Here is a 16,426-nt window from a genome sequence, read left to right on the forward strand (position 1 = left end):
GTAGATCGGACTTTTTACGACGCCATCATAAATTAACAAGTAAGATAGATGTGACTTACAATGCTCCTTTACCTTGAGGAACCAAAGGCGAATATAGGTCCTCCCCTCATAATGTGGATTGTTGTCCCTTAAAAGCATCAATCAGGATTTATCTCATCATCACAACAGCACTACTCTCCTTCTTCTTTGCCAGAGGACAACTATGCGACGACTAACGCTCATCCTTTTCTTATTCTATACCACTCTTATTCCCATATCCTCTTGGGCCAAAGTTTTTCCGGCTGAGTTTAATACAGGGCGTAATCAGCTTATAGCCTACATATTAAGCCATCAACTGCCGGCCCAACATTTTTCCCACGAGCCTTTTGACGACTCCCTTTCAAGAGCGGCCTTTGATCTGTTTATCAGGCAACTTGATCCCCGCAAACGCTTTCTTCTCCAATCCGATATTGACCAGCTCAATGCCTTTGCAGACCACATTGATGATGAACTCAAGAGAGGCCGTATAATACTGGCAGACGCAGGGGCGGAACTACTCAATGACCGAATTCGTCAGGTACAAAAGTATATTGACCCTCTGATTGAACAGGGGTTTGAATTTTCCCAAGAGGAATTCCTGGAAGGGGATCCCAAAAAAATAGCTTATGCTCAAGACGCAGAGGCACTTAAGCAACGGTGGCATAAAATCCTCAAGATGCAAATTTTGGGGACTTATTTTGATGAGCTAGACGAACTCAAGAAAAAAAATCAGGAAAAGCAGATCGACAATAATTCATCACAGTTCAGTGAACGTATAGCTGCTGCAACAGAAAAAGTGCGCAAACGGGTTCACCGCTCATTGGACCGATTACTCAAACAAACCCGTCAGGACCATTACAACAGATACTTTGACACTGTGGCCCGGGCGTTTGATCCACATACGACATACATGCCACCAACATCCAAGGAAGACTTCAATATTCACATGAGCGGCTCTCTGGAAGGCATCGGCGCCCTGCTCCGGGAAGAAGACGGCATGATAAAAGTTGTCCGAATTATCCCCGGAAGTGCTGCCGAGCGACAAGGTCAGCTTGAAGGAGAAGATATCATTCTTGCTGTTTCTGAGACGAATGGGGAACCAGTTGAAATTACCGACATGCGCATCAGGGATGCGGTGAGCTACATCCGTGGCCCAAAAGGTACGGAAGTAAAACTGACCGTTCAAAAGCCCGATGGAGCCAGGATGGTTATTCCCATCACCAGGGATGTTGTTCAGATCGAGGAGACCTACGTTAAATCAACTACCCTTAAAACTAACGAAAATAAAAAAATTGGGTATCTTCGTATCCCAAGTTTTTACCGGGATTTTGCAGCCAATGGAAATGGTGAGAACGGACGAAACGCAACAGCTGATACAGAAAAAGAACTCACCAAGCTTATGCAGGAAAACATCCAGGGTCTCATTCTTGATCTCCGCAACAACGGCGGAGGAGCTCTTTCTGATGCAGTACTCATATCAGGCCTTTTTCTCCCTGGCGGGCCGGTAGTGCAGGTAAAGAATTCACAGGGAATGATCAGGGTTCTGGAGGATGAAGACCCGCGCGTTACGTATTCCGGTCCTTTGATTGTACTTGTTAATCAGTTCAGTGCTTCAGCTTCCGAGATTCTCGCTGCCGCTCTCCAGGATTATGGAAGGGCTTTGGTCATAGGTGGCAAACATACCCATGGTAAAGGTACAGTGCAGGCATTGCTGGACATGAATAGAAACCTGCCACTTCTCCAACTCAAAAAATACGAAGACCTGGGCGCACTCAAGTTAACAATTCAAAAATTTTATCGTATAAACGGTGGTTCCACTCAATTCAAAGGGGTTGAGCCGGACCTGGTCGTTCCTTCTCTATTGGACAACCTAGAGAGCGGTGAACAGTATATGGAAAACTCTCTACCCTGGGACCAGGTGGAAAATGTTGGTTTCGACACCTGGCAGGGACCAAGATTTGACATAACAGCTGCTAAAGAGCAGGGCCGCCAATGGATCAAAACCAACAAACAATTTCAACAGATAAAAGAAGAAGCTGAACGAACCAAAAAACGTATGGAAAAAACCCAACTCGCCATTGACCTGGAAGGAATGAAACAGGAAAGGGAGGAGGTGGCCATGGCGCGTGAAAAAGCGAAAAAAGCCGGTTTGCTCAACGAAGAAACAGACGACGAAAATCATAAAAAGGAAATCCCGCTTGGCAAAGAACTCGAAGATGACCCTTTTGTGCAGGTCTCTCTTTTTCTACTGGGAGATAAAGGCGGCACAAACCAGGTCATAACTCAGATCCAATGATTTTTACCTTGAAATCGCCTGATAATCATGATAGAGCATGTCCTGCATGAATCATCATTCATTTTTCTGCGCAAAGTTTATGCTCTAGAGTGAGTTATCAGGTTGATAACAAAGGCCCGCTTCCAGACAGCTCCATAATCGCCTCACAAATTGCATTGACTTTTCGCTAATTTCCTGTTGCTTCTTTGCCAGGACTCACGCTTTTTAGCTAAAACGATGGAATTAAAAGAGGCCCTCGAAGGTCACAAAAAAGAAATAGTATCACTGTGGATTGAAAGAACCCTTAATAGCTACAAATCCCCAGGTTTTTTCAAAAAAGAAAGTGATTCTTTTGCCAATCCGGTTGGTGTGAATATCAAGGATGCCTTGAGTACAATTTTTGATTTACTCTTAGCAAATGCAGAGCATCCTGATTACGCCGACCCTCTTGACCGGATAATCAGAATTCGCGCAGTACAAACATTTACTCCTGCCCAGGCAGTAGCACCTTTATTAGAACTCAAATGGGTTATTAAACAGGTGTTTTCTACCAAAAAAGATGCTGAGCCACTGCTGAGTGAGCTTGACACTCTGGATTGCGATGTTGACCGCATAGCCCTTATGGGATTCAATCTATACATGGAGTGCCGGGAACAAATTTATCGTTGCCGGATTAATGAGATTAAAAGCGGAAGCCACGTCATTACCGACTCAGGCTGTCCTTCCAAATTGTTGCAGGATAAACCGACAACATTGGAAAGCAATTAAAGTATTACACCTTACTAGTGTGACCTGCCAGATGGCCACAGCGATGTCACCTGTGACCGTTCAGTCTGGCTTTCGTAATAACTTATTTAAGTTATTTTAACTTGAAATGCGAAGGAGTGATCGATGAAGTACGCCTTCCCGTTCGCGGCAGTAGTTGCCTTGGTGCTGATAGCGCTCATTGGTGTACAGATACCAGGAATGCAATACTTTTTCGGTGTTGTAATCCCCTATCTGGCCATGGCGCTGTTCCTCGGAGGATTTTGTTACAGGATATTCTACTGGGCAAAATCACCTGTTCCCTTTAAAATTCCAACTACCTGCGGCCAGGGATACTCCCTGCCCTGGATCAAGCAGGATAAGCTGGAAGCGCCCAACAACACCTCTCAGGTGGTGGCAAGGATGTTTCTGGAAATTTTCCTTTTCCGCTCCTTGTGGCGTAACACAAAAGCCACTGTGTATGATGGGCCGAAGCTGACCTATGAATCAAGCAAGTGGTTATGGCTCTTCGGTATCCTCTTCCACTATAGCTTTTTGGTGGTTGTTATTCGCCATATGCGAATGTTTATGGAGCCAGTTCCTTTCCTCGTATCATTTGTGGAAGTTGGGGATTCCTTGTTACAGATTGGCGCACCAACCATGTACATGACAGACGTTACATTGGTACTGGGCCTCCTCTTTCTGTTTGGCAGACGATTGGTCAATCCGCATGTCCGCTACATCTCACTGGCTAACGATTACTTCCCTCTTTTTCTGCTTCTCGGGGTTGCTACCACCGGTATCATGATGCGCTTCTTTTTACGCACCGATGTAGACATCAATGCCATTAAAGAGCTGGCAGTGGGTCTGGTTACCTTTCAACCAACCATTACAGCAAAAATCAGCGCGATTTTTTATGCACACCTCTTTCTGGTATGTGCACTGCTCGCCTACTTTCCATTTAGCAAACTGATGCATATGGGTGGTGTTTTCATGAGCCCTACCAGGAACATGGCAAACGATTCTCGCATGGTCCGTCACATTAATCCTTGGAATCCTGACATCAAGCCACACTCTTATGCTGGTTATGAAGATGAATTCAGGGAAGACATGATCGAACAGGGTATCCCTGTCGAGAAAGGATTACCGCCAAAACCTGAGGCTGAAACCAAGGAAGAGGCCGAGTAAGCTCGACAAAACCAAGAGTAAAAGGATAACGCAATGGCAGTAGTAAAGGTAGATAAGTTGGCACGAAGCGTTGCCGAGGGACCCTCTCTGATGACTGGCGCCTTTCCAACCAAAGACTGGATGGAAGTGCCGGCGGTTTTTAAACCCGGCAACTACGCTTACCCCACAAAGCCAGAAAAATTAGAATATCTTGACAGTCAGCAGGGTATCAGCTTACCCAATGCAAGGGACTGGAATCCTGAAGAAGACGACTGGAAACTTCCAGAAAACTGGAAGGACATTATCATCCAGGGAATCGCTGATAGACTGGATAAGTTCCGCAGTCTAAAAATTTTCATGGATTGCTGTGTTCGCTGTGGTGCATGTGCAGATAAATGTCACTTTTTTCTGGGAACAGGCGACCCCAAAAACATGCCGGTACTGCGGGCAGAATTGCTTCGCTCTGTTTATCGACAGAACTTTACCTTAGCAGGTAAGATTCTTGGTAAACTCGCCGGTGGCCGAGAAATGACAGTAGGTATAGTTAAAGAGTGGTTCATGTACGCTTACCAGTGTACTGAATGTCGTCGATGCTCTGTATTTTGCCCATACGGGATTGATACAGCAGAAATCACGATGATGTTGCGTGAATTACTGCATCTGCTCGGAATTGGCATCAACTGGGCCATGGAGCCAGTAGCCAACTCCAACAGGACCGGTAACCACATGGGGCTGACCCCCCAGGCGTTCAAGGGCAATGTGGATTTTCTTTGCGAAGATATCGAGAATCTCACAGGTGTAAAAGTTAACCCCACCTTTAACCGTAAAGGTGCGGAGGTACTTTTTATTACCCCTTCAGCAGACGTTTTTGCTGAACCGGGTATTTTTACCTGCATGGGATATTTGATTCTCTTTGAAGCCATCGGACTTGACTACACGTGGTCGACCTATGCCTCTGAGGGTGGAAACTTTGGTCTGTTTACCAGCAATGAAGTCATGAAAAAATTAAACGCCAAAATGTATGCTGAAGCTGAGCGTCTTGGTGTTAAGTGGATTCTTGGTGGTGAATGTGGTCACATGTGGCGTGTTGTCCATCAGTATATGGAGACCATGAACGGCCCAGCTGACTTCTTGGAAATACCGAAGTCACCCATGACCGGTACGGTCTTTGAGAACGCTGCTTCCACCAAGATGGTCCATATTTCAGAATTCACGGCAGACCTTATCAAGCATGGCAAACTCAATCTTGATAAAAGCCGTAATGCCCATGTAAAAGCAACTTTCCATGATTCCTGTAACCCTGCCCGGGCGATGGGGCTGCTTGATGAGCCACGCTATATCATGGATCATGTGTGTGATTGGGTGGAGATGCCTGAAAATACCATTCGTGAAAAAACGTATTGTTGTGGATCTGGAACTGCTCTCAACACTGATGAGATCATGGAACTCAGGATGCGTTCAGGACTGCCACGAGCCAATGCCGTCAAATACGTACGTGACAAGCACGATGTCAATACACTTGCCTGTGTTTGTGCAATTGACAGGGCTACGCTCACCACACTGTGTGATTACTGGGTACCGCCTGTTCAGGTTGCCGGTATTAGCGAACTTGTTGGTAATGCACTGGTATTGGAAGGTGAACAGCGACAGGAACTCGACGAAGGTCTCAGGACTTTGGTCTAACCCCCCGGTTGAAATGGAGGAATAACAATGTACGACAGTGGTAAAATCATTCCGGGGCTGATCATTTTCGTCCTGTTTATCACGATCCCCATCTGGTACAACCATGGCGATGCCGGCAATGCACCAAAGCCGGAGTTGCCAAAAGATGCAAAAAGTTGCGTCCTTTCTGCAGAAGATATGCGCTCCGGCCATATGCAGCTGCTGAATGAATGGCGAGATGAGGTATTGCGAGACGGAGATAGGGGCACCATTACTATTGATGGTAAACAATATCAGAAGAGCTTGATGCTGACATGCATGGAGTGTCATACCAGTAAGAAAAAATTCTGTGACACCTGTCATGACTATGCTTCTGTTAAGCCATATTGCTGGGACTGCCACATAGCTCCGGTTGAGTGAACGGCAAAGGAGGAGATATACTGATGGATAAAAAAAGAAGAGATTTCCTCAAGGTTGCCGGGATTTCAACACTGGCAGGCCTTGGTGGAACAGCGGTTGTCGATAAAATTGTTGCAGGTGCAAGCCCGGCAGTTGCCAACGCTTCTACTGCTGCACATGCAGAAAAAGACACGGCACATGCCAAAGCACCAGTTGCTGCAACCGGCAAACGATACGGGATGGTCATAGATGTCCGTAAGTTCCAAAATGATCCTTCACTGGGTGAAAAAGCTGAAAGAGCCTGTATAGAGGCTCATAACATCCCAGAATTTCCAGAGAAGAAGGATGAAATCAAATGGATCTGGATGACCAATTATGAGAACTGTTTTCCTGAAAAGAGCCAATTGTACAAGGACGAGACCACCGAGTCACACCAGGTGCCGGTCTTCTGTAACCATTGTGATGACCCACCATGCGTAAGGGCTTGTCCGACCAAGGCTACTTTCAAAAACAAAGATGGTGTGGTCATCATGGACTTTCACCGTTGCATTGGCTGTCGATTCTGTATGGCTGCTTGTCCCTACGGCATGAGAAGTTTTAATTGGCGTAACCCAAGACCTTTTATCAAAGAAACTAATAAGCAATTTCCTACCCGTATGCGCGGTGTGGTTGAAAAATGCAACTTTTGCGCCGAAAGAATCGGTGTAGGAGAACAGCCAGCCTGTGTTGAAGCCTGTGGTGAAAGTAAGGCCATGGTGTTTGGTGATCTGAACGATCCGCATTCAGAGGTAAGGAAAATACTGAAGGAGAACTATACCATTCAGCGAAAACCCTCGCTGGGTACCCATCCATCCGTCTTTTACATAGTATGAGGTTGCCATGTTTGAAAAAGCACTAAAAGGAAACAATTACTACTGGATGTGGCTTGCCTTCCTCGGGTTTTTTATTGGTATTGCCGTCATCTGCTACCTGCGACAGTATTTTTACGGTCTTGGCCTTACCGGCATGAGCCGTGATGTCTCATGGGGACTTTATATTTCGCAGTTCACCTTCCTGGTTGGTGTTGCCGCCGGGGGTGTTATGCTTGTATTGCCGTATTATATTCATAACTACAAGGTATTTGGAAGAATCACTATTCTTGGAGAGTTCCTTGCAATAGCATCCTTGCTGATGTGCCTTATGTTTATTATGGCTGACCTTGGCCAGCCTTTGCGCGGATTGAATGTCCTCTTGTACCCCACGCCTAACTCCATGCTTTTTTGGGATATGTGCGTGCTCTGGGGATACCTGATCCTCAATGCACTTTGTGGCTGGGTGATCTTGACCGCAGAACGTAAACAGGTAAAACCACCAAAGTGGATTTATTTCTTTGTCTACCTGTCTATCCCTTTTGCTATCTCGATCCACACGGTTACAGCGATGCTGTACTGTGGTCTTCCAGGAAGGCATTTCTGGCTTTCAGCCATTATTGCACCTCGCTTCCTGGCATCAGCATTTGCTGCAGGACCAGCACTGATTGTAGTACTGGCCCTAATATTGAAGCGTGTGGCCAATTTTGATGCCGGCAAAGAAGCTATTAACAAAATGGTGACTATCATCATTTATGCAGCGCTAGCCAACATGTTCTTTGTCGGCCTTGAATTTTTTGTCGGCTTTTATTCCAATATTCCTGGTCACAAACATACACTGACTTACCTGTTCTTCGGTCTTGAACATCATGGTCATGTATATAACAATTTAGTTCCGTACATGTGGGCGTTTGTTGCCTTGTTCCTGCTTGGGATCGGACTCATCAGCCATCCATATACACGCAAGCAAAGTGAGCTCTGGCTTGGCGTTGGCTGTGCCTCTATCTTCTTTTCTTTCTGGCTTGATAAAGGTATTGGATTCGTACTGGGTGGCTTTGTACCAACCCCACTGGAAGAAATTGTTGAGTATTATCCGACTGCCAATGAGCTGTTCATTACCATCGGTATATGGGCAACAGGATTTTTCATCTTGACGGTCCTGTATAAAATCGCCATTGGCGTAGAGCATGAAATAGAAGCTTGATTCGCCTGATTTCTGTTTCATTTCTAGTTAAAAAAGCCCTTGGCTCGTAAAGAGCCAGGGGCTTTTTTTATTCAACAACAATTCCCTCATTTCATCTGTACCAGGCTCTGAGTTACCGTCCACCAGGTCGCTACTGTTTAACCCCAATGCCCTGTTTTTTGCCATCAACCCTATTAACGTAATCCTCTTTGGTGATTGCACACCAATGGTAGCCATCGAAATCAGCGTGAATGTACTGTTCTTATCCTTCAACGTACTTGGATTCCTGACAAAAACAGGGTCTCGACGAGTGATTTCAGCTCTCCTAAAACGGCCTACCTTTTAGCGGGCCATTATTTCAATATACTGCTGCCACCAATACATTATTTGCGGTTTAAAAAATAGATATGATAATCCACCAAGAGAGAGAAAAGGGCCAAAGGGTATCTTAAGCCGTGTACTTTCTTTCTTACTGATCATCGTTGCAATGCCTACGATGCTTCCTGTCAGTGAGCTGAAAAAAACTACATAGAGCAAAGATGGCCAGCCAAGAAACGCCCCGATCATTGCCAATAGCTTGATATCCCCGCCGCCCATACCATCCCTGCGGGTGATGGCATAATAACAAAAAGCGATAAGATAAAGTACCCCGCCACCAGCAAGAATGCCGATAATTGACTCCTGCCAGGTAAGGTACGTACAAAAAAATGAACCAACACCACCAGCAACAATACCTGGAAGACTGATCACATCAGGAATAATTTGGTGATGAATGTCGATAAATATGATAACCAATAGACAAGCAATAAAGAAAAAATAATACAAAAAATCAAAACTCAGTGCAAATCGTACGTACAGAGCTGCCGACAATAAAGCCATGCAGACTTCCACCACCGGATATTGTAATGATATGGACGTTTTGCAACTCCTGCACTTCCCCCTGATTAAACAATAACTAATAATTGGAATATTATCATACCACCTGAGAGCTGTTTTACAGACTGGGCAGTGTGAACCGGGGAAAACGATGGAGGCTCCCTCTTCAGGTAAACGAAGGATCACCACATTGAGAAAAGAGCCGACGACAGCTCCAAATAGTATGACTACGAACATGACTACAAACTCCATTAAACACACCCCCATATTTGTCGCATAAACTGCAATCGCTCACAGAAAACTTTATTACTGAAATACCATTACTTACTTGGCATTGTATCCCTATTGGTGGTTGCCATGGAAGGTAAAAAAATCTATTTTTATTAATCCGTACAATCCTACTTCTGCATAATGACTTCCATACAGGAAAATTCGCGCATCAAATCAGCCGAACAAATCACGGAAGATATCTTTCGCCTGACGCTACACGCTCCTATGATAGTGTCCCTGGCTAAGCCCGGCCAATTTGTAATGGTCAAAACTTCTTCTAACCTTGATCCCCTTCTTCGGCGTCCTTTTTCCATCCATGACGTCTCAGCTGATGGAGATCTTTTATTGCTCTATAAAACCATCGGCAAAGGAACCACATTGCTCAGTGCCCTTACTCAAGGAATGAGCGTTGACCTTATTGGCCCGTTGGGTAATTGTTTTACCTATTCGGGTAACCACGATGTGTGCCTCATCGGCGGTGGTATGGGTATTGCGCCATTACTTTTTTGGGCAAGGCATTTGAGTTCAGGCGTAACTAAACCGGGTACACATCGCGTGTTACTTGGAGCACGGCATCGCAGAGAACTCCAACCAGTAGCCACTGCATTTCAATCTCTTGGATATAACGTTGACCTCGCTACAGACGACGGTAGCTTAGGTCACCATGGTTTTGTCAGCCAACTCCTCCCCCCGATATTACCTTCAGTCCAAGGGGTATATGTGTGTGGTCCGACCCCACTAATGCAGGAAGTGGCCAACCAATGCCACGAGATTGACATCCCATGTCAGGCTTCCATGGAAACCCATATGGCCTGCGGTCTTGGCGCATGTCTTGGTTGTACCATACACGGAAGTGACGGCACATATAAGCATGTGTGCAAACATGGTCCGATCTTTGATGCTAAGGAGGTATTATGGACCATCTAAACAACCAATCACCGGTGGATCTTGCTGTTAATATCGGCGGCATACAATTAGCAAATCCTGTTATGACAGCATCCGGTACATTTGGTTACGGCCGCGAATTTGCTCAATTTGTTAATCTCGATGCCATTGGCGGTATTGTGGTCAAAGGCATTTCCATTGAACCCAGAGCAGGAAATCCGCCCCAGCGTATAGTTGAAACCCCCTGCGGCATGTTGAACGCGATTGGACTTGAAAATGTCGGCCTGGAACGCTTTATTGCGCAAAAACTTCCTTATTTACGTTCCATCAAATGTCGGGTTGTTGTTAATATTCTAGGCGATTCTGTGGAAGAATATGCCTATCTTGCCGAAAAACTCTCCGAGCATGCAGGCATAGATGGGCTTGAAGTCAATATATCCTGCCCCAATGTTAAAAAAGGTGGTGTCGCCTTTGGGACCAATCCGGCAATGGCTCAGGCAGTCACCGAGGCAGTAAAGAAACACTCTACCCTGCCCGTTATTGTCAAACTCTCTCCAAATGTCACTGATATCGCTGCTATGGCAAAAGCCGTGGAAGCCGGAGGTGCGGACGCAATTTCACTTATCAACACCCTCATTGGCATGGCCATAGATATTGACAAACGACGTCCTCGTCTTGCCAATATTATCGGTGGGCTGTCAGGGCCTGCAATCAAACCCATAGCCCTGCGCATGGTCTGGCAAGTAGCCAATGCCGTTTCTATTCCGGTTATCGGTATTGGTGGGATAGGTACAACCGAAGATGCACTTGAATTTCTCATTGCCGGAGCCACTGCAGTGCAAATAGGGACTGCCAACTTCTATGACCCTGGTGCTGCCGACACCATCATATCCGGCCTTACGACCTATCTTGAGCAACATAATGAAACCTCGCTCATCAATCTCATTGGTTCACTGGATACTGGTGTGTTATCATGAAGCAAGGACGAGGACTTATATGCGCTGCCACTGCAGCTCAACATCCTTCGGATCTCACCACCCTTATAGAACCTGTGAGAGATAAGGTAGATGTGGTCGAAATAAGACTGGATTTAATGGCACAACCCGAAGTAGCAAACTGCATCACCTGTCTGCCTGACATCCCCCTGCTCTTTACCAATCGACCTCTTTGGGAAGGAGGCAAGTATAGTGGCACTGAAAAGGATAGAATCACAGTGTTGCAAGATGCAATCGCAGCAGATGTGGCCTACATAGATATTGAACTCGACACCGACACAAAACTGCGCAACGAAGTTATTCTAGCCGCTAAGGACCGTCAAACAGCTGTTATCGTCTCAAACCACAACTTTACGGAAACACCAACAACTCAAGTCCTTGAAGATACCCTTCAGCACATGATGGACAGCGGGGCTGATATTGGCAAAATTGTCACCACAGCCCAAGAACCGGCAGATGTAATTCGTGTCCTTTCTTTGTTGCAACTCTCCCAGGCAAACCAATTTCAACTCTCAGCCTTCTGTATGGGTGCCGTGGGTAGGATCAGTAGATTGGCAACCCTTTATCTGGGTGGCTGCATGAGCTATGTTGCTGTTGACGATCTCTCTGCTACCGCCCCTGGTCAGTTCACAACAGAGCAGTTCCATTCCCTCATTCACCTTTTTGAAAACAATGAACATTAATGGAAAAACCCGGCTTTTTGCAATAATAGGCAACCCTGTCAGCCATTCCTTAAGCCCTGCAATGCACAACGCTGCGTTTGCCGAGCTCGGTATAAATGCAGCGTATGTACCTATAAAGGCAGACAACATAGAGCAAACTGTTGCCGGACTCCGTACACTTGGCTTTGTTGGCGCTTCCGTTACCGTCCCTTTTAAGGAAACAGTTATGGGTTGCCTGGATAACATTGACCCGACAGCGGCAAAAATTGGTGCTGTTAATACACTTGCTTTTCGCCAGACTGACCAAGAAAAGATTTGTATATGTAATGGTTACAATACGGATTGGATAGGCTCCAACAGCGCGCTTGCACAAGTTATCGATCTAAAGGGCGCTACAGCTCTGGTAATCGGTGCAGGAGGAGCGGCAAAGGCTGTTGTTTTTGGGCTGCTTACTGCCGGGGCCAAGGTAACCATAGCAAACCGTACCCAGGAGAAAGCAGAAGGCTTAGCCTTGGAATTGGGATGTGATTCTATACCGTTTGAGAACATAGCTACAACTTCTGCGGATATCCTTATTAACACGACCACAGTGGGTATGGCTCCACACAGTGGCCGAAGTCCGGTTGCCAGTGAGCTTTTGCCCAATTATCAGGTTGTCATGGATATTGTTTACGCTCCTTTGCAGACAACATTGCTCAAACAAGCCATTGCTTGCGGCTGCAAAGTTATAGACGGGCTTGATATGCTCCTTTACCAAGGCGTTGAACAATTCCGTATCTGGACAGGCGTACAACCACCTCCCAGCGTCATGCGCAAAGCTCTGCTTAAGGCCATTGATAAGCTCTAGGGGCTTATAAACTAACCAAGAGTTGTCACCCATTAAACAAAAAGACATCTATTCCTATGATTGAAATCAAACCGCTGCAAGAGATCAATGCTGTTGTTTCCGTACCCGGATCAAAGAGCTTAACCCAACGTTCGCTCATCGCTGCAGCTCTTGCCGAGGGAACATCCACCCTCCATGGTCCACTTTCCAGTGAAGACACCTCGTATACCATTGCTGCTCTGCGTGCCATGGGCGTAGCGGTTAATGATCAAAACCCTGATAAATGGACAATTGAAGGCCAGGGAGGCTTGATTGCTCAACCTGAGGAAACCATTTTTCTTGGCAACAACGGTACCGCTACCCGGTTTCTCACATCAGTCGCCTCGCTGGGCAAAGGTCTTTTTCAGATTACCGGCAGCCGGCGCATGACAGAACGGCCAATTCTCCCATTGATGAAGGCCCTGCAAGGTTGGCAGGTTGACATTCAAAGCGATATGAACAACGGATGTCCCCCTCTTACAATTCGTGCTGCTGGTCTTGGTGGCGGCAAAACAATTTTACCGGAAGGTAAATCCAGTCAATACCTCTCCTCCCTGCTCCTCGTAGCACCCTACGCACAAAAGCCTGCCGAGCTTGAGGTACTAGGTGAGGTTCTATCCCAACCTTACGTAGAAATGACTCTGGCGGTGATGGCTGATTTTGGAATTCGGGTTGAAGCAGCGCCAACGCTCAACTATTTTCGAATTCCACAGGGCCGGTACCAAGGAAAAAATTATCTGATTGAAGGTGATGCCTCCAGCGCATCCTACTTCTGGGCGGCAGCAGCTATCAGCTGCGGCACGGTTACAGTGGCAAATGTTCCAGTCCCCTCTCTCCAAGGTGACACCAACCTGGTGCCGCTTTTGGCCAGAATGGGATGTGAGGTATCACAAAAAGATGGTGGAGTGACTGTCAGCGGGCCGGAAACGCTGGAGGCCATTGAGGTGGACATGGGAGACATGCCCGATGTTGCTCCAACCCTGGCTGTTGTCGCAGCCTTTGCCCAAGGGACAACTACTATCAACAATATCGCTCATCTCCGCATTAAAGAGTGCGACCGCATATCGGCAGTAGTCTCCGAACTACGCAAGCTTGGCGTAGATATTGAGGAAGAACCGTCACGAATGCGAATCCACGGGAAAAGCGGCAACAACGGCTATCATGGTGCTACGTTGGAAACCTATGAAGATCATCGAATGGCGATGTGTTTTGCTGTGGCAGGCTTGCGCATTCCTGGGGTAAAGATCACTGGCGAATCATGCGTTGCCAAATCATTTCCGGATTTCTGGGAACGATTTGAACTGCTCAGAGGGTAGTCTCTCCGCTGCCACACACCATTAGTAACAGACAAAAGAAAATCAGGGGACAAAACGGGGAAGTACAGTCACTGCATCGTGGAGTTTGCACCGCAATTTTTGGGCAGCATTGCCACGGTTGGCGGCCACTTCCAAAAATCCGTCACTATCGATAACCACACAGAGACTACCAGGGTTACAATCAGAATAGGTCCTGAGCAGGGGACCTATCTGTTCTCCCCCAAGTTGGACCAGTATAGTGTCGGGAGGGTCAGCCCACCCCTGCAGATCCGCATAGCGAATCGACAGACGAATATTACCAAAATGATCAATTCGGACCACCTCTCCGATCACTTGGTCATCTGTCCGCTGCATCTTCAGACAAGGTAAGCGAACACAATCTGCTGGATGAACTGCCTCGCCTGCAGTAATAAACGGCTCTCCCTTAGCAAGATCTGCTGCCAGTGGAGCCATGATATCACGTCCATGAAATGTTGCACTACTCTCAGCATCACTTGCGGTTACCTGCTTGATATCATGAAGCGCCCCTTTTTCGATTAATGCTGAAAACACCCCATTGTCCGGTGCAATAAAATAATAATCGTTGCTCCGTGCGACAAGAATGGCCCGGTGACTGCCAACACCCGGATCAACCACTGTCAGATGAACGGTACCCACTGGAAAATGATGGTAACAGGTGAACAGTGTCAATGCTGCCCCTTGAATATCATGCCGGCCAATGGCATGGGTGATATCAATAATTTTTGCTCCTTGCCATCGCTTGAGTAATGCACCTTTTAGCTGTCCCACATAAGGATCACTAATGCCAAAGTCAGTTATGAGCGTAACAATCCCTGATGGTTCCATTAATGATCAGCCCTCTTCGTCTTTGAGCAACAGTACATATAGTGCACCATCTTCTTTCATCCTTCCTGCAGCCAGCCCTGCCTCTGCACCGCTCCCCCAAAACAAATCAACTCTTCCAGGCCCACGAATAGCAGAACCGGAGTCCTGAATAGTGACAAACCGCTGCAAATCATTCCACTGCACGATATGCTGGTCACGAACCACTGGTTTTCTGGATTGAAGAAAGACCAATGCGCCGGGCGGAAAGCAGGTTTTATCTGCAGCAATTGACCGACCTGGAGTCAACACCTGCCCGATACTGCCAACCGCCCCTTGGGTATTTCCCCAATCAAAAAAAATAAAAGATTCATTGTGGTGCAGGATCAAATCGCGCTGTTCCGGATTTTTGTCGATGTAGGAGCGAATCGAGTCAAGACCGGCCTCTTCCAACGTCAGCATGCCACTTTCAACCATATATTTACCAATACTGCTGTAAGGCCTGCCATTTCGCATGGCGTAATGTACTCCGCGTATGGAACCGTCTGGAAGGGAGATCAATCCTGAGCCTTGAATATGAAGGACAAAGGCATCAAGGGGATTTTTGAGCCAAATCAGTTCTTGCCCTTTGAGCAGGTTGTCACGTTCTATTTCCCCCCTTGTCCAATACGGCACAAAGTGGTCCTGGTCCATCCTGCCGACAGTTTGCTTTTTCCGGCCTTGCTCGACATGCCGTATTACCAGATCTGCCGGCACCTTGTACAAGGGATAGGCAAAGACTGGTGTGCGCTTGAGACTACCGGAAAATAATGGTTGATAATAACCAGTTACGAGCATGGATCGATCGGGATTAAATCCAGCGATGCCCCTTGCTTGATACACGTTGAAATGACGAGCTATCAGCTCATTCAATCTTGTTGGAGATGGCTTGTCAGTTAAAATTTTTTGAAAAAACTCTACTGCACGGGTGATATCTGCAGCCGTACATCTCCTGTTATCGATGGTATAAACAGCTGAAGGGGGAAGGCGTCGCAGATAAACAAGACTTTTTGTAAGAGCAGCATCAAGGTCTTGATAGGCAAGGTCATCTGTAAAAAAGGGGTAATCAGATTTGCTAATCTCAGAGAGTGGCTTTTGGCCACATCCAAAAGGGAGCGAAAAAAGAAGCAAAAAAATGAGTACAAAAGATACAGTCGGTTTCATTATTGCCTCAATAAATGCGGTCACACCATATCGTGGCGGTTAAATTTTCCAACTCACTCATGTCATCAAAAAAAAGCATCTTACCGCATGTTGATAGAAATAAGTGAAGTTTTAATACGATGATAGCATAAAGGATTTTGCTTTCCGGCACTGGAACAGCAGTCCGACGGAAAAGGAGAAAGGCCCTGCTGCATAGCAACAGTTTTATCTTGTAAGAAAAAGCAACAGCAACGGGG

General features: G+C 46.5%; 15 protein-coding genes. 12 read left to right on the forward strand and 3 right to left on the reverse strand.

The features are described from left to right. Positions 1 to 202 precede the first annotated feature (202 nt). From JWH17_RS06230 to dsrP, 7 genes are all read left to right on the forward strand, one after another. Positions 203 to 2,314: a carboxy terminal-processing peptidase gene (locus tag JWH17_RS06230; RefSeq protein WP_205221730.1), complete on the forward strand. Its 2,112-nt coding sequence runs from the start codon at positions 203 to 205 to the stop codon at positions 2,312 to 2,314. A 216-nt stretch (positions 2,315 to 2,530) separates the two neighbouring features. Beyond that, positions 2,531 to 3,061, forward strand: a complete 531-nt coding sequence (locus tag JWH17_RS06235) for an RsbRD N-terminal domain-containing protein (protein WP_205221731.1) — start codon at positions 2,531 to 2,533, stop codon at positions 3,059 to 3,061. 123 nt (positions 3,062 to 3,184) lie between these two features. Beyond that, on the forward strand, positions 3,185 to 4,225 hold the full coding sequence (dsrM, locus tag JWH17_RS06240) for a sulfate reduction electron transfer complex DsrMKJOP subunit DsrM (protein WP_205221732.1): 1,041 nt from the start codon (positions 3,185 to 3,187) through the stop codon (positions 4,223 to 4,225). 33 nt (positions 4,226 to 4,258) lie between these two features. After that, a complete protein-coding gene (gene dsrK, locus JWH17_RS06245) occupies positions 4,259 to 5,887 on the forward strand; it encodes a sulfate reduction electron transfer complex DsrMKJOP subunit DsrK (protein ID WP_205221733.1) in 1,629 nt (542 codons plus the stop codon). Between the two features lie 27 nt (positions 5,888 to 5,914). Continuing rightward, positions 5,915 to 6,286 carry a sulfate reduction electron transfer complex DsrMKJOP subunit DsrJ gene (gene dsrJ, locus JWH17_RS06250; RefSeq protein ID WP_205221734.1) on the forward strand — a complete coding sequence of 124 codons (372 nt, stop codon included), beginning with the start codon at positions 5,915 to 5,917 and terminating at the stop codon, positions 6,284 to 6,286. 23 nt (positions 6,287 to 6,309) lie between these two features. Next, positions 6,310 to 7,137, forward strand: coding sequence for a sulfate reduction electron transfer complex DsrMKJOP subunit DsrO (dsrO, locus tag JWH17_RS06255; RefSeq protein ID WP_205221735.1), 828 nt, complete (start codon positions 6,310 to 6,312; stop codon positions 7,135 to 7,137). A gap of 7 nt (positions 7,138 to 7,144) precedes the next feature. Further along, positions 7,145 to 8,317 (forward strand): sulfate reduction electron transfer complex DsrMKJOP subunit DsrP, encoded by a 1,173-nt coding sequence (gene dsrP, locus JWH17_RS06260; RefSeq protein ID WP_205221736.1) that lies wholly within the window; start codon positions 7,145 to 7,147, stop codon positions 8,315 to 8,317. A gap of 321 nt (positions 8,318 to 8,638) precedes the next feature. Here the strand turns inward: dsrP and JWH17_RS06265 are convergent, their stop codons facing one another. After that, positions 8,639 to 9,409 (reverse strand): prepilin peptidase, encoded by a 771-nt coding sequence (locus tag JWH17_RS06265; RefSeq protein ID WP_232370937.1) that lies wholly within the window; start codon positions 9,407 to 9,409, stop codon positions 8,639 to 8,641. Positions 9,410 to 9,583: 174 nt separating this feature from the next. Between JWH17_RS06265 and JWH17_RS06270 the strand changes: the two genes are divergently transcribed. From JWH17_RS06270 to aroA, 5 genes are read left to right on the forward strand one after another with little or no spacing between them, the layout of a single operon-like run. Continuing rightward, positions 9,584 to 10,369: a dihydroorotate dehydrogenase electron transfer subunit gene (locus JWH17_RS06270; protein WP_205221738.1), complete on the forward strand. Its 786-nt coding sequence runs from the start codon at positions 9,584 to 9,586 to the stop codon at positions 10,367 to 10,369. Continuing rightward, the gene (locus tag JWH17_RS06275) at positions 10,357 to 11,304 is read left to right on the forward strand and encodes a dihydroorotate dehydrogenase (protein ID WP_205221739.1); all 948 of its coding nucleotides are present in this window, start codon (positions 10,357 to 10,359) and stop codon (positions 11,302 to 11,304) included. Before JWH17_RS06270 ends, JWH17_RS06275 begins: the two co-directional genes overlap by 13 nt. Continuing rightward, positions 11,301 to 12,005: a type I 3-dehydroquinate dehydratase gene (gene aroD / locus JWH17_RS06280; protein WP_205221740.1), complete on the forward strand. Its 705-nt coding sequence runs from the start codon at positions 11,301 to 11,303 to the stop codon at positions 12,003 to 12,005. The genes JWH17_RS06275 and aroD overlap by 4 nt, the downstream gene beginning before the upstream one ends. Then, complete coding sequence (locus JWH17_RS06285; RefSeq protein WP_205221741.1) at positions 11,995 to 12,831, forward strand: shikimate dehydrogenase; 837 nt, start codon at positions 11,995 to 11,997, stop codon at positions 12,829 to 12,831. The genes aroD and JWH17_RS06285 overlap by 11 nt, the downstream gene beginning before the upstream one ends. A 56-nt stretch (positions 12,832 to 12,887) precedes the next feature. Beyond that, a complete protein-coding gene (gene aroA / locus JWH17_RS06290; protein ID WP_205221742.1) occupies positions 12,888 to 14,165 on the forward strand; it encodes a 3-phosphoshikimate 1-carboxyvinyltransferase in 1,278 nt (425 codons plus the stop codon). Between the two features lie 42 nt (positions 14,166 to 14,207). On the opposite strand, the gene JWH17_RS06295 is transcribed toward aroA, so the two are convergent. Beyond that, positions 14,208 to 15,011 (reverse strand): SAM hydrolase/SAM-dependent halogenase family protein, encoded by an 804-nt coding sequence (locus JWH17_RS06295; RefSeq protein ID WP_205221743.1) that lies wholly within the window; start codon positions 15,009 to 15,011, stop codon positions 14,208 to 14,210. Between the two features lie 6 nt (positions 15,012 to 15,017). Further along, a complete protein-coding gene (gene mltA, locus JWH17_RS06300) occupies positions 15,018 to 16,190 on the reverse strand; it encodes a murein transglycosylase A (protein ID WP_205221744.1) in 1,173 nt (390 codons plus the stop codon). Positions 16,191 to 16,426 lie beyond the last annotated feature (236 nt).

The organism is Desulfogranum marinum (assembly GCF_016918565.1).
GTDB classification, from domain to species: domain Bacteria; phylum Desulfobacterota; class Desulfobulbia; order Desulfobulbales; family Desulfobulbaceae; genus Desulfogranum; species Desulfogranum marinum.